General features: G+C 30.6%; 11 protein-coding genes. All 11 read left to right on the forward strand.

The window, feature by feature from the left end; all coding sequences use genetic code 11:
- Nucleotides 1-160 precede the first annotated feature (160 nt).
- The 11 genes from L1S49_RS21205 (at nt 161) to L1S49_RS21255 (ending at nt 15,712) form a co-directional block, all read left to right on the forward strand.
- Nucleotides 161-841, forward strand: a complete 681-nt coding sequence (locus L1S49_RS21205) for a response regulator transcription factor (RefSeq protein WP_238907312.1) — start codon at nt 161-163, stop codon at nt 839-841.
- Complete coding sequence (locus tag L1S49_RS21210; RefSeq protein WP_238907313.1) at nt 838-2,241, forward strand: HAMP domain-containing sensor histidine kinase; 1,404 nt, start codon at nt 838-840, stop codon at nt 2,239-2,241. Before L1S49_RS21205 ends, L1S49_RS21210 begins: the two co-directional genes overlap by 4 nt.
- A 337-nt stretch (nt 2,242-2,578) precedes the next feature.
- A complete protein-coding gene (locus L1S49_RS21215) occupies nt 2,579-4,723 on the forward strand; it encodes a glycosyltransferase family 39 protein (RefSeq protein ID WP_238907314.1) in 2,145 nt (714 codons plus the stop codon).
- Nucleotides 4,724-4,753: 30 nt separating this feature from the next.
- The gene (locus L1S49_RS21220; protein WP_238907315.1) at nt 4,754-6,508 is read left to right on the forward strand and encodes a methyl-accepting chemotaxis protein; all 1,755 of its coding nucleotides are present in this window, start codon (nt 4,754-4,756) and stop codon (nt 6,506-6,508) included.
- Nucleotides 6,509-6,563: 55 nt separating this feature from the next.
- Complete coding sequence (locus L1S49_RS21225; protein ID WP_238907316.1) at nt 6,564-7,865, forward strand: efflux RND transporter periplasmic adaptor subunit; 1,302 nt, start codon at nt 6,564-6,566, stop codon at nt 7,863-7,865.
- 12 nt (nt 7,866-7,877) lie between these two features.
- Nucleotides 7,878-8,594, forward strand: coding sequence for an ABC transporter ATP-binding protein (locus tag L1S49_RS21230; protein WP_238907317.1), 717 nt, complete (start codon nt 7,878-7,880; stop codon nt 8,592-8,594).
- Complete coding sequence (locus tag L1S49_RS21235; protein WP_181602210.1) at nt 8,591-9,763, forward strand: ABC transporter permease; 1,173 nt, start codon at nt 8,591-8,593, stop codon at nt 9,761-9,763. The genes L1S49_RS21230 and L1S49_RS21235 overlap by 4 nt, the downstream gene beginning before the upstream one ends.
- A gap of 223 nt (nt 9,764-9,986) precedes the next feature.
- Nucleotides 9,987-12,356: an ATP-dependent DNA helicase gene (locus L1S49_RS21240; protein WP_238907318.1), complete on the forward strand. Its 2,370-nt coding sequence runs from the start codon at nt 9,987-9,989 to the stop codon at nt 12,354-12,356.
- Nucleotides 12,346-13,113: an EFR1 family ferrodoxin gene (locus L1S49_RS21245; protein WP_238907319.1), complete on the forward strand. Its 768-nt coding sequence runs from the start codon at nt 12,346-12,348 to the stop codon at nt 13,111-13,113. The genes L1S49_RS21240 and L1S49_RS21245 overlap by 11 nt, the downstream gene beginning before the upstream one ends.
- A gap of 159 nt (nt 13,114-13,272) precedes the next feature.
- Nucleotides 13,273-13,461 (forward strand): hypothetical protein, encoded by a 189-nt coding sequence (locus L1S49_RS21250; RefSeq protein WP_034857091.1) that lies wholly within the window; start codon nt 13,273-13,275, stop codon nt 13,459-13,461.
- Between the two features lie 451 nt (nt 13,462-13,912).
- On the forward strand, nt 13,913-15,712 hold the full coding sequence (locus L1S49_RS21255) for a heme NO-binding domain-containing protein (RefSeq protein ID WP_238907320.1): 1,800 nt from the start codon (nt 13,913-13,915) through the stop codon (nt 15,710-15,712).
- Nucleotides 15,713-15,811: the final 99 nt, after the last annotated feature.

Raw genomic sequence — 15,811 nt, forward strand, 5'->3', positions numbered from 1 at the left:
TATTATCATAAATTTGACAATATGGTCATATTTACAGATAAATATGTGTAGCTAAATAATGAAAAACACATAATCTTCACATAATATATCTAAAATGATTAGAAATTTATATGTTAGAATAAAAATGTATTTTAATAAGATAAATTCTGGGGTGATAATAATGGATAAGATAATATATCTTGTTGAGGATGAAAAGAGTTTAAATATTTTATTGGAAAGATATTTACAACTAGAAGGTTATAAAGTAACAACATTTTTGGATGGAGATAGTGCCCTGCAAAAAATAAAAGATATGCCAGATTTATGGATATTGGATATAATGCTTCCAGGAGCAGATGGGTATGAGCTTATAAAAAAGATAAAAGATAATAATAAAAATACTCCGGTAATATTTATGTCAGCAAGAAATGAAGAGCTTGATAGAGTTGTTGGACTTGAGCTAGGAAGTGATGACTATTTATCTAAACCATTTTTACCTAGGGAGTTAGTTATAAGAACTAATAAACTTATGGAGAGGATTTATGGTGATGAAAAAGAGCGAGTATCAGAATTATCAATAAATATAGGTGATTATGTCATTAGTAAAACACAAAGAACAGTTTTCCTTGGGGAAATAGAGATTCAATTAACTAAAATGGAATTTGAATTACTTAATTATCTAGCTGAAAATAAAAACATCTTAATATCTAGGGACCAAATACTTAGAAATGTTTGGGGAGACGATTATTTTGGTTCAGATAGAGTTGTTGATGATACTATAAGAAGATTAAGAAAAAAAGTTGACAAGTTAAATATAGAGACTGTGTATGGCTATGGATATAAGTTGGTGTATAAGTCATGAGGGAATTAAGATTTAAATCATTAACAATGAGAATTTGGACTACATTTACAGCAGTGATTTTAGTTATAATATGTAGTATTTCAATAGTATATTTAGTTGCCTACAGAACCATAAATGAAGCCAATAAGATGCAAGATTTAAAGGTTTTTCATGATGCTATAATTGATAGCGAAAACTTTATTCAACCTAACAGGTTTGATGAATTAAGAAACCTTAGAGGAAGTGAACATTTTATTGCTAAGGTGAGTAATTCTGGAGAGATAAAGATAGAAAGTGTAAGAAAAATTTCTGAGAAATTCTTTCCTCAAAATGAAGGTAATGTACAAGAAGGAAATAGAGTTATAGTACCTCCTGGAATAAAAGATGAGGGATTCAGAGAATGGATGGCTACTTTTGCTAAAGGAGATATGACTGAAAGTGAATTTAAGGAGTATTTTAATAATAGAAAGTATATATTTGTAATAAGTTCTATTAAAACAGACACCTCTGAAAATGAATACTTAATCTCTTTTACTCCTAATAGTGAAGATAATATAATAATATACATAGTTATGTTTATAGGAATTATTTTTATTGGAATAGGATTTTTTACAGCTAAGGTAGTTGCAAATCGTATCTCAAAACCTCTTAAGGAATTAGAGAATCATACAGTAAGAATAGCTCAAAAGGATTGGAAAGAGCCTATAATAATTAAAAGTGAAGATGAGATTGGAAGACTGGCAAAGGCTATGAATCTGATGCAGATAGAACTAAAGAGAATAGACGAGGAAGAAAAAACTTTTCTTCAAAGTATATCTCATGACTTAAAAACACCTGTTATGGTTATTATGAGTCATGCAGAGGCTATTATAGATGGAGTTTATATAGACTCAGTAGAGAAAACAGCTGAAATAATAAAAGAAGAAGCAATTAGTTTAGAGAAAAAAATAAAGCAGTTATTATATCTTAATACATTAGATTATGTTTTAGGAAATAATATTGACAATGAAGAATTTGATTTAAAAGAAGTTCTCTTAAAGATAATAAATAGGTTTGAAGTTGTAAATAGCAACCTTGATTGGGATCTCGACCTTGATAGAATTATGATTAAAGGTAATAAAGAAAAGGTTAAAGTTGCTATTGAAAATATATTAGAAAATGGATTGAGATATGCAAAAAGCCAGATGAGAGTAAAGCTTAAAAGAGAAGCAAATTATGGAGTTTTAGAGCTTTATAATGACGGACAGAATATATCTGAAGATAATATTGAACATATATTTGAAACACTCTATAAAGATAAAACGGGGAATTTTGGACTAGGATTAGCCATATCTAAAAAGATAGTAGATTTTTATGGTGGAAGTATAAAAGCTGTTAATAGAGAAAATGGTGTAAGTTTTATAATTAAATATCCAATTTAGTAAAAAAGGTTTAAGTAGTCAAAGATACTTAAGCCTTTTTTATTTGTACGTTTGTACAATTGTACAACTGTACAAATAGAAAAATGTATAATTTTACAATTATACAAGTGTACAGGTGTACGTCTGTACACTTGTACAATAATATTTAAATTTTTAACTTTAATAGGGCTGTGAATAAAGAAATAGAGAATATAAACAGGGACAATATATAAGTTGAGTTCTTCTAAGGTCTATCATCACACAAATTTCACATAATTATTTGATAATAGCATTACAATTAGTGGCTATAATTTGAAATATGAAATAAGTAAGGAATCACCTAAGGGGGAAAGAATAAATGAGAAAGTTAAAGCTATCAAAAAACGAAATTCTGCTTGTGCCAATCTTAATATTATCAGGATTTTTAAGTTTAGTTAATTTAAGTATTGAAGGTTATGGGAATGAGTACTACGCCGCTGGTGTTAAAAGCATGACGATGAGTTTAAAGAATTTCTTCTTTGTATCATTTGATCCAGCGGGATTTGTAACTATAGATAAACCACCTTTAGGATTTATGATACAGGCATTATCAGCAAAGATATTTGGGTATAGCGGTTGGAGCATAATTCCCCCCCAAGCCTTAGCAGGAGTTATCTCAGTATGGGTTATTTATAAAATAGTAAAAAGATCTTTCGGGATTCCAGCTGCTTTAATATCATCTTTGTGTCTTGCTATAACTCCAATTTTTGTAGCAGATAGTAGAAATAATACAAACGATAATCTTTTAGTATTAGTTTTGCTTTTAGCATGTTGGGTGTTATCAATAGCGGCAGAAAAAGGACATTTAAAACTATTAATTTTAAGCTTAGTTCTTGTAGGTATAGGATTTAATATAAAAATGCTTCAAGCTTACATGATTGTACCTGCTTTATATATAACATATTTGTTATCTACAGCAGTTTCATGGAAAAAGAGGATAGGACATTTAGTATTAGGAACCATAGTTCTTTTAATAACTTCTTTGAGTTGGGCCTTTATTGTAGATTTAGTTCCAGAAGAGAATAGACCATTTATAGGAAGCAGCACAGATAATACGGTTATGGAATTAATAATAGGGCATAACGGATTAGAAAGACTTGGTCTTGGAAGTTCAAATAGAAGTGGACAAGGTGGATTTGGTGAAATAAATCCTCAAGAAGGTATGGATAGAGGGCAAGAATCACAAACAGAAAATTATTCATCAAATGGAGATCGTGAAAAGCCTCAATCGCCACAAGGAACCAATGGACAAATGATGCAAGGTAATCCAGAAAGAGAAGGAAATATGGGTGAAGGTAAAGCAACGGATGGTTCAAGTGGAAATATGCCTCAAAGAGAAGGTGGATCTCAAGGAGGTATGGGATTTGGTAACATGAGAGCTGGTGGTGGCCAAGTGAGTAATATGGGAGGCTCAGAGGGAGCTGGTATTACAAGATTATTTCAAAACAACAGTTTGTCAGATCAAATAATATGGTTATTTCCATTAGCATTAATAGGTTTTATAGCAGCCGCTATAAAGGAGAAATTAAACTTAAAGTTAGATAACAAAAAGAAATTAGGATTAGCACTATGGTTTACGTGGTTAGTACCTGTATTTATATATTTTAGTTTTACAACAGGGTTATTTCATCCATACTATTTAACTATGCTTGCTCCCCCTATAGCAGCATTAACAGGTATAGGTGTTATATCTATGTGGGAACTTTACAAAGATAGAGGTTGGAAATCATGGTTTTTACCGGGAGCTCTTATAATTAATGCAGGAGTTCAACTATTAATCCTCTCTTATTATAGTAGTGATAATATAAGCAAAATATTAGCTATAACAGTATTTGTTTTATCTGGTGCATCTTCGGTAGTTTTAATTGCACTAAATTTACTAAGAAATAATGATAAAAAAATAATAGACAAAATTGTAGTATCAATATCGGTAATAGGATTGTTAATAACACCATTAGTTTGGTCATCAACTACAATGTTTTATAAAATGTCAGGAACATTCCCTTCAGCAGGGTTAAGTTTGAGAACTGAGGAGATAGGAATGGGAAATACCTTAGAAGGTAATGAAGATATAACTAAGCTTGTAGATTACCTTAAATCCAATATAACCAGTGAAAAATATTTGGTGGCAGTACAATCAGCTACTGGTACAGCTTCACAAATAATCATAAATACAGGTGAATCTGTAATAACTCTAGGAGGATTTAGTGGCTCTGATCAGATATTAACTTTAGATGAGTTTAAAGAATTGGTGAATAAAGGAGAAATCAGATATGTCATAACTGGTGGACAAGGTAGAGGTGGAAATAATGAAATAATGTCTTGGGTTCAAGAAAATGGTGTATTGGTTCCAGGAAGTAAGTGGGATAACACTAAAACTTCAACCACTGGAAATAAGACATTAAATCAGGGTTTTGGTAGAGGGAATTCTATAGAATTGTATGATTTAAAACCTGGCAAATAGAAGATGACGTGCTTAGTAGAGGAGAAAAGAATGGATTTTTTCAAAAATGTTAAATTGACACAAAAAATTAGTTTGTTATCTATAAGTTTTTTAATATTCCTGACCATAATAGGAGTGACTTCAGTAAAACAATTGACAGTATTAAACAATAAAATTATGGAACTAAATGAACAAAGGGTTGCTCCAATTATAAAATTAGAAAATATAAAATCAGATATTGAGTATATCAGGTATGAAGGTAATTCTTTAATGGATGCAAGTGATGACGATGAGAAGAAAACTATAAAAGATGCAATAGCAACTAAGGTATCTGATATAGATGAGGCCTTACTTGAGTATAAAGATGATGAGGATTTTTCAAGTTTATTTAGTAATTATGACGCATTTATTGCAGCCAAGGACACATTTGTTGAAAATGCAGAACAACGTGGTCTTATTCAGCAAAATGGATCACATTTAGAAGGACAAATTCCACCAGAATCTCAAGATGGAGCTGGAGGAGCACCTAATAATATGCAGGCTTTTGATGAGGCGAAGATAGCCTTAGTTGAATCTTTTGATGAGGTTATAAACAATCATGTTTTAGAAGCACAGAATACTTATCAGGATAGTAAAGCTGATTATAAAAAAACGGTAATGATATTAATATCTATAGTTGTAATATGTATAGTCATTTCTCTTTTATTATCAATTGTAATAATAAGATCAATAATTGTGCCAGTAAAAAAGGTTACTGGGAAGCTAAAAGAGGTTTCAGAAAGCAATGGGGATTTAACTCAAAGGATTAATTATCAAAGCAAAGATGAAATAGGACAATTGAGTAAAAGTTTTGATTTGTTTATGGATAAATTACAGTCAATTATTAAAGAAGTAGCTAGTTCTGCTGAGGTTATAGAGTCTTCAAGTGGACAACTAAGTAAAGCAACAGCAATAACCACAGAGTCTTTAGAAGAGATTTCTAAGACTGTAGTAGATATAAGTGGAGGAGCATCAGATGGAGCGGCATCAGCAGAAGAAACTACTGCAGGACTTTCAGAAGCAGCAAGATTTTCAGAAGCGGCTTCTGATGCAAGTAGAAAGACTGCTTATAATAGTAAAAAAGTTAAAGAATCAGCGGAGGATGGAGCTAACAAAATAGATGAAATAGTATCTTCAATTACTAATATAGCAAGTTCATCTAAAGAGGTGTCGGTAATAATAAATGAGTTAGATTATTCCTCAAGAAAAATAGGAGATATTATAAAAATAATCACATCAATATCAGAACAAACAAATCTATTAGCATTAAATGCAGCAATAGAGGCTGCAAGGGCTGGAGAGGCTGGCAAGGGATTTAATGTAGTATCAGACGAAATCAGAAAATTAGCAGATGAAAGTAGTAAGGCAGCTAGAGATATATATGAATTGGTTAAGGAGAATCAGTTAAAATCAGCGTCAGCAGTAACTTCAGTAAATCAGGTAGAAGAAAAAGTTGCTAAAGGTGTTGAAAAGGCATCTGAAGTAGGTGAAAGTATCCAAAATATCATTAAAAATGTTAAAGAAATAGTTGTAGAAATAGAGCAAATAGATAAAGCAAATGTTCAACAAGTGGAAAGTGCGAAAGAGATAGAGCAAGCAATAAATAACATAGCTTTATCCTCAAATGAAATAGCATCAGGAACTGAGAATATAAGCTCTAGTATAGAAGAACAACTTAAAACTATGAATGGAATAGAGAAAACCACAGAAGATTTATTAGAAATGTCTAGAAGGTTAAGCAAAATAACCTCTGGATTTAAGGTATAGATTAAAAAATTAATAAACGGAATTATAAACAATAAATAATTTAGGAGGAATTACTGTGAAAAAGAAATTAATTAAATCATTAATAGTAGCAGCTCTTGCCGTAGCAGTTATTACAGGAGGAATTTTTGGGTATAAGAGGTTTTTTGGTACTAATAAAGCTGTAGCAGCAAGTAGTAGATATATAACTGCGACGGCATCTAAAATGGATTTATCAGTAAATATACAAGGAACAGGAAGTGCATTTGCAGGTACTTCTAAAGAGGTAACTCCTAGTAATGAGGGGGTTATACAAAATCTAAATGTTCAAGTAGGAGATACTGTTAATAAAGGAGATACTCTTTTTGTAGCATATAGTGAAGACATTGCAAATGCTTTAGAAACAGCTAAAAACAACGTATCAAAACAAGAGACAGCAATAACAACCTCTAATAATCAAAGAGCATCAAAAATATCAGAAGCACAAACTGCTGTTAAAAATGCTCAATCTCAATTAGATTCCGCTAATAAAGCGTTACAAGCTAATCCCACAGATGAATTACTAAAGGGGAAAGTTCAAACTGCACAAGATAATTTAGATAAACAAAAACAGACATTAGAAAGTGCTCAAAATAGTTCAACAGCAGACACAACACAATTAACTAATGCACAAGAGCAGTATGAAAAAGCATTAGCTAATTATAATAAAATGACAGTTACCTCCCCAATATCAGGAGTTGTGGTTGCTAAAACTTATAACACAGGGGATGATGTACAAGCAGCTAAATCAGTTTTAACAATAATAGATCCAAATTCTATAAAAGTTAAGGTAGCTGTAGATGAGTTAGACATAGCTAAAGTAACTAGTGGACAAACAGCTACAGTTAAGTTTGATGCAATAAGTGATAAAAGCTTTGAAGGAACAGTTGAAGCTATAGCACAATTGGGTACAAGCAACAATAATGTAACTACTTATGATGTAACTTTAGGTATAAAGGAGCCTACAGCTATTAAGGTTGGTATGAATGCTAATATCACAATAGCAATACAAAGTAAAAAGGACGCATTAGTAGTTCCAGTTGAAGCAGTAACAAAAGAAAGTGATAAAAAATATGTTACAGTTTCAAGTTCATCTGGTGAAAGTGAAGGAGCTCAGTCAAGGGGACAAAGAGTAGAGGTTACTACAGGACTAGAAAATGAGAGTTATGTAGAAATAGTTAGTGGAGTAACAGAGGGAGAAAAGTTACTTATTACTTTGCCAACAACAACTACATCAACTAACACTAATAGAAGTGAGAGAAGCAGCTTTGGAGGAGCATCTATGGGAGGCTCTTCTATGGGTGGTGGAAGTGGAGCTCCATCAGGAGGACAAAGACCTTAAGGAGGTGAGGTAATGAATAAATACACTAATAAATCTGAAGTAATTAATATGAGTAATATAAATAAGATATATTCAATGGGAAGTAGTGAATTTAAGGCTCTTGACAATATTAACTTAAGTATTAATAAAGGTGAATATGTAGCTATAGTTGGGCCTTCTGGGGCAGGTAAGTCAACGCTTATGAACATAATAGGATGCCTAGATACACCAAGTGGTGGAGAATATATATTAGATGGATTAAATACAAAATGTAGTGATTCAAAATTAGCAGAGATAAGAAATAAAAAGATAGGTTTTATATTTCAGAATTATAATTTATTGCCTAAATTAAATGTTTTGGAAAATGTAGAATTACCCCTTTTATATTTAGGAATGAGTAGTCGTGAAATAAAAGAAAAAGCATTGTCAGCATTAAAAAAAGTTGGTCTAGAAACCCATTTAAAGCATAAGCCTAATGAGTTATCAGGAGGTCAAAAGCAAAGAGTTGCAATAGCCAGAGCCTTGGTAACAGAACCTCAGATAATACTTGCAGATGAACCTACAGGAGCCTTAGACAGTAAGACAGGAAGAGAAGTTCTTAATATGATGGAAGATTTAAATAAAGAAGGTAATACCATAATTATAATAACTCATGATAAGGAAATAGCAGCCGAGGCTAAAAGAATGATAACTGTAAGAGATGGAATAATCACCTCAGATACTTGGAAGGTAGGTGAGATAAGCATATGAGAATCTCAAAACTAATTAGGATTTCTTTAGCATCTGTTTGGAGTAATAAAATGCGATCTTTTCTTACTATGCTTGGTATAATAATAGGAATATCTTCAGTAAGCATATTAGTAGGAATAGGAGAAGGAACGAAAAAGCAGGTAACTGAGCAAATTGAAAGCCTTGGAACCAATCTTATAACAGTTAGTATAACTGGAAATAGAACTAAGGCAATTACTAATGAGGAGCTTGAAGAATTAAAAACTAAACCAGGTATTAAAGAGATCGCTCCTGCATTAAGTCAAGGAAACATAAATGTAAAAGCAGGAACAACATCTAAAACTACTACACTTGAAGCTTCAACAGCTAACTATGCAGATATAAGGAAATTAGCAGTTGCAAGTGGTAGATTCATTAATGATAATGACGATGAAAATAGATATAAGGTTGCAGTAATTGGCTCAGAAACAGCTACAAATCTATTTTCAACAACAAATGTTGTAGGAAAGACAATGTATATAAGTGGTATTGAGTTTAAAATAATAGGAGTTCTTGAGTCCCAAGGAACAAGTGCTACAGGTTCAAGTGATGATAGGGTAATAATTCCATTACAAACAGCTCAAAGATTGTTACAAACTACAACTGTAAAAACATTTTATGCGGAAGCTACAGATAAAGACAGTGTTAGTGAAGCAAAATCATATTTAACCTTATTTCTTAATAAGAAGTATGATAATAATACAAATAGCTATAGAATAATGGATCAGACAAGTCTTTTAGAAACAGCTAGCTCAACTACTTCAAGCTTAACTACAATGCTTGGAGGAATTGCTGCAATATCTTTAGTAGTAGGGGGAATAGGTATAATGAATATTATGCTGGTTTCTGTTATAGAAAGAACTAGAGAAATAGGCATAAGAAAAGCTATAGGAGCTAAAAGAGGAGTGATTTTAACACAATTTTTGATAGAAGCAGCTACAATAAGTACACTAGGTGGTATTTTTGGAGTTTTAATAGGATTTTTAGGTGCTTATGTGGCTCAAAACTTCTTTAATTTAAGTGTAAGTATTTCTAACAATATAGTAATAGGAGCATTTATTTTCTCCTTCTTAGTTGGAGTAGTGTTTGGAATATATCCAGCCAATAAAGCATCAAAATTGAATCCTATTGATGCTCTGAGATTTGAATAAGTTCTAATAAAGGAAACGTATCAAAAAGTTTTTGGTACGTTTCCTTTTTAATAGCTATTATTTAGGGTAAAATATTAAGTATCAAGTGAAACTTGATTCAGGTGGAGTTTGGTCTCCAACTGAATCTTAGTTGAACTTATCTAGGGTCGTGCCACTGTTAGCTCCCGACTTAATATAGGATGGGAGTGCTACAGTGGCTAGACATCAGATCAAATATACTTAAATGAGGATAACCATGGATATAAAAGAACTAAGAATATCTGTAAGAAATCTTATAGAATTTATTTTAAGAAGAGGAAGCATAGATAGCGGATATACAGGTAACAAAAGGGCGCAAGAAGGAACTAAGGCTCATCAATATTTACAAAAAGAGAATAGTAAAACCTATGAAAACTATAAAAAGGAAGTTTATTTAAAGCACGTATTTATTAGAGAAGATATAGAGTTAACAGTAGAAGGACGAGCTGATGGGATAATAGAGTTAGATGAAAAGATAATCATAGATGAAATAAAAAGTACAACTAGAGATTTAATTGATATCCAAGAGGAAGATAACTTACTACATTGGGCTCAGGTTAAATTTTATGGATATATGTATTTAATAGAAAATAGTTTAGAAAACATAGAGTTACAACTCACATACATAAATCTAGAAAGTAGTGAAGTAAAAAGTTTTCTTAAAAAGTTCGACATTAAGGAACTGGAGGAATTTGTAAATAGTGTAGTAAACGAATATGTAAAATGGGCAAAGTTTACTTTAGAGTGGAAGGAGATTAGGAATAATTCTATAAAAGATTTAACCTTTCCCTTTCCAAAGTATCGACAAGGACAAAGAGAATTTGCGGTTGTTATCTACAATACCATAAGAAATAATGGTATGCTTTTTGCACAAGCGCCTACAGGAATAGGAAAAACCATATCAACACTTTTTCCTAGCATAAAAGCATTAGGTGAAGAGCAGGCAGATAGAATATTTTATTTAACAGCTAAGACAATTACAAGGACAGTAGCTGAAGAATCTATAAGCATTTTAAGAGATAAGGTTTTAAAAGTAAAAAGCATTACCTTAACAGCTAAAGATAAAATCTGCTTTAGTGAAGAGGGAAAATGTAATACAGAAGAATGTCCTTATGCAAAAGGGTATTATGACAAAGTCAATGAGGCTTTATTTAAAATACTTAACAATGAAGATGAATTTACAAGAGAAAAAATAGAAGAATATGCTAGAGAATATGAAATATGTCCATTTGAATTTTCTTTAGAAATATCAATTTGGTGTGATGTAATAATAGGGGATTATAATTATGCATTTGATCCTAGAGTATACTTAAAAAGATTTTTTGATGAAAGAACAGAAGATTATATATTTTTAATAGATGAAGCTCATAATCTAGTATCTAGAGGAAGAGAGATGTTTTCAGCAGCTATAAGTAAAAGAAAGATTTTGGACCTTAAAAATCTTTTAAAGGGAGAAAAAAAGCTAACAAGAAGATTAAATAAGATAAATAATTTTTTGATAGCTTTGAGAAAAGAGGGAGACGGGAAAGGAGAAAATGAGTTTATAACAGAAGAACCTAATGTGGTATACGAATATATTAGAGACTATTTAAAAGAGTGTGATGAATTTCTAATAAATAATAGGGATTTTCAATATTATCAAGAGGTTTTAGATGTTTACTTTGAGTTAAATACTTTTATAAATATGAGTGAACTATATGATGAAAATTATTTAAGCCTAGTTATTATTGATGGAAATGAACTAATCTTAAAGCTTTATTGTATTAATCCAAGAGACAATCTTACAACTGGAATGAATAGAGCTAAAAGTAAGGTTATATTTTCAGCAACATTATCACCAAGCAGTTATTTTATAGAACTTCTTGGAGGAGAGGAAAATAGCTATAAGATGAGTTTACCCTCACCTTTTCCAAAAGAAAATCTATTAACCTTAATAGCGCCTATATCTACAAGGTTTAAACATAGAGGGGCAACAATTGAGAAGATACTTCTTATGATAATAGAATTTGTAAAAGGTAAAAAAGGTAACTATATGTGTTTCTTCCCGTCTTATAGATATATGAAACAAGCTGAGGAACTTTTAACTAAGCTTAGTGATGAGATTATATATATACCTCAAAAAGAAAATATGACTGAGATAGAAAAAGAAGATTTTTTAGATAAGTTTAAAAAGCCAAAGGAGAAGGTACAACTAGGCTTATGTGTCATGGGAGGAATATTCTCAGAAGGGATAGATTTAAAAGGTGATTCCTTAATAGGAGCAATAATAGTAGGGGTAGGTCTCCCTCAATTATCTTTTGAGCAAAATCTAATTAAGGACTTTTTTAATGAAGTGGGAACAGGATATGACTATGCCTATGTTTATCCAGGAATCAATAAAGTTATGCAGGCTGTAGGGAGAGTTATTAGAAGAGAAGAAGATAAGGGTGCAGTTTTATTAATTGATGATAGGTTTTTAACTGAAAAGTATATTAAACTTATGCCAGAAGGTTGGAGAGATTTTAAAGTAGTCAAAGATAACAGTTCTATAAATAAACAAGTCAAAGAATTTTGGAGGAGTAATAATGAAAAATAAGATATTTTATTTTTCATCTACGGGAAATTGCTTGTATGTATCAAAGCAAATAAAAGATGAATTAGATGAATGTGAAATAATATCAATACCTAAAGCTATGAAGGAAGGAAAATTTGAGTATGAAGGAGATAGGATAGGAATTGTATTTCCACTACATTCATATGGACTGCCAATTATAGTTAGAGACTTTATAGAAAAAATAAAGATTAACAAAGATGCCTATATATTTGCTGTAGAAGTTACTGGTGGAGGTAAGTCAAATTTTCCATTAATAGAAATAGATAAGATTCTAGAGGATAAAGGAGAAATAAAAAATTCAGTTATAATAAAATATATTTCTAACTATACCAGAATGGGTAAAAATCCTACAGAAGAAAGAGCTAAAAAGGCTATAGAAGAAAACAACTCTAAGCTTCAAGAATTTATAAAAACACTAAAGGTTAAAGAAATAAAAGCATTACCAAAGAGATATTCTTTAATTCATAAAAAATTTTATAGTTTATGGAAAGATTCATATAAAGAAAAAGACAAAAACTTTAATGTTGACGAAAGATGTATATCTTGTTCTATGTGTCAAAAAATATGTCCAGTAAATAATATAGAAATGGTTGAAGGATATCCTAAGTGGCAAGGAAAATGTATAGACTGTATGGCTTGCATAAATATATGTCCAAGTAAGGCTATAAACCTTGGAAAAAGCACACAAAATAAAAATAGATACAGAAATCCATATATTAAAGCCAATGAATTAATATAATTACAATAAATATTATATTTTAGAAATTATTAATTTAAGTGGGTATGATTTCATCTGTATAGAACGTAAAAAATGTAATAAAACTAAATGCTTAATGGACACAATATGTTTGTAAACATTAAGGAGGGATATATTATGAATTACAGAAGAAATCATAAAATAAAAGAAGGATTAATTCCTACAGCATTAGGTACCGCAGTAACTGCAGGAGCAATAGCAGCTCGTTGTATGGATGCAAGACATCACAGCATGGGTAAAAGAGATATAGTGCCAATGTTAGAAACAGCTGTATTAGGCTTTGGATTAGCTCATGTAGTACTGGGAGCTATTGATTTATTTCAAGATTAATAGATGTATTATAAACCATACAGAGAAATGTATGGTTTTTTTATTCTTTAGAAATTATATTTTTAAAAATTTGTGGATAACTTTAGAAAATTTAATTACATCATAGATTTAACTAAATCACCTAAAGAATAAAAAACAAGAAAATTGAGCGCCTGCCAGTTTTTCCTCACATGCGTTTGGAAAGGCAGATGCGCAAAAAAAATCGACGGCTCATAGTCGCCTTGGCAATTTTTTTATTTTAAACCCATAAAATTGTATATTAAAAGTATAAATGGTATTTACAAGCAAAAGGAAAACCTATACAAACCCAGCTATAATGGGACTTTAAATTAAATTATAATTTTAGCGATAATAATTATTAATAAATAATTTCATGAAGAATTAAGTAGAGTAATAAGAAAGTTAGTGATATAATTAGTTTAAAATATTTCATAAAAATAGGGGTGGAAAAATGAAAGGAACTGTTGTAAGTACCTGGATGAAAACATGTAGTAATATGTATAGTAAAGAATGCGTTGAAAATGCTTTAGCCTCTGCTGGACTTGACAGACATAAGATTTTTTCTCCGTTAGAAGATGTAGATGATGCAATAATTAATAAATTAATATCTAATATAGCTCAGGCTAATAAGGTATCTATTTCTGAACTATGGAGAAAAATAGGTGTTGATAATATAAAGGCATTTTTTAAGGATTATCCAGCATTTTTTAAACATGAAAATCTATATACGTTTTTAAAATCAATGTATGATGTTCACGTTATTGTAGTTAAAAGAATACCAGGAGCAAAACCGCCACTATTAAACTTGGAACCAATATCTAAAAGAGAAGCTATATTTGAGTATTCTTCTAAAAGAGGTATGTTTGATTACTTTCAAGGATTAATAGAGGGAGCGAGTAAGCACTTTAATGAAAAATTAAGTACTGAAGAAATATCTAGAACCCCTGATAATCTTAAATTAAAATTAACTTTTGAAAATGATATATATGTTAAGAAAAGTTATAAAATAAATAAGATATTATCTTTTGGTTTCCTAAAGGATGTAGGAGCAAAGGTAACAATTTTATCAACACTTATAATTGCTATATTAAATTTATTAGTTTATTTTACAGCTAAAGATTTACTTATATACACTTCAATTGCAAGTGGTTTAATTGGTTCATTTGTAGCCAACTATATATTACATAGACCTATGAAGGTCATAATCAATGATTTAGAAAGACTTAAGCAACATAATTATGTGGATGATTTATATCTTGAAACTAATGATTCCTATGAAAAATTCTATGATTTAATAAAAGATTATAAGAAAGTAATCACAGAAGATTTTGTTGGGTTTAAAGGAGTTACAGATGAGATTAACACCTTTAGTGCCGAGGTAAGTAATATAGCTAACAAGATGAACTCTACTTCAGAAGAAATTGGTGGCGTAGTAGAACAAGTTGCTAATGCTGCAATACTTCAAACCTCTGAAATAGAAGGATCAGTAGCTATGCTAAAAGATAGTGTTCAATCTATAGTATATGTAACAAAAAAAGAACATGAAAATAAAGGCGAATTAGAAAATGCTGTAGCTAAAATTACTAATAGTTATAAAAACACTAAAGCTACATCAGACAAGCTTAATGATGTATTAGTAGAATTCGGCAATGTTAAAACTAATAGCTTAGAATTACAAGAAAAGGCTAAAGGAATAACACAAATCGTATCATTAGTATCTTCAATAGCAGAACAAACAAACTTACTTGCTTTAAATGCATCTATAGAAGCAGCTAGAGCTGGTGAAGCTGGAAGAGGATTTGCGGTTGTAGCTGAAGAAGTTAGAAAACTTGCAGAACAATCACAACAAGCTGTTAATGATATAACTGGAAGTTTAAATCAAATAATTGGTGAAATAGATAATGTAGTAACAGACATAGGAACACAATTTGATGTTTTAAAAGAAGAAAACAGCAAATTAAATGTAGCTGTTAGCTATAGTGATAGTGCTAATACAACTATAAACCTAGTAGCAAATAAGATGATTGAAACTTCAGACCTACTTGAAAAAGAGACAGGCTCTATGTCTGAAGTATATAGCAAGATTGAATCTCTAGTATCTATAGCAGAAGAAAATACTGCAGCATCAGAAGAAGTAAGTTCTAGTGTATTAATGTATACAGAAGATATTAGAAATCTTACTAAGAGTATACAAGAGTTTAAGCAGTTAGCAGAACAATTTAATGACGATATGGATAAATATAAGATATAATCTTAAAAGTAGTTCTCAATTTATTTGGGGATGTAGAAAGATTTGTGTGAAAACAAATCTACTACATCCTTTTTTGCATTATCTAATGGTAGATTTGGA

The sequence above is a fragment of the Clostridium sp. YIM B02506 genome (assembly GCF_022324845.1).
GTDB lineage: Bacteria > Bacillota > Clostridia > Clostridiales > Clostridiaceae > Clostridium_T > Clostridium_T intestinale.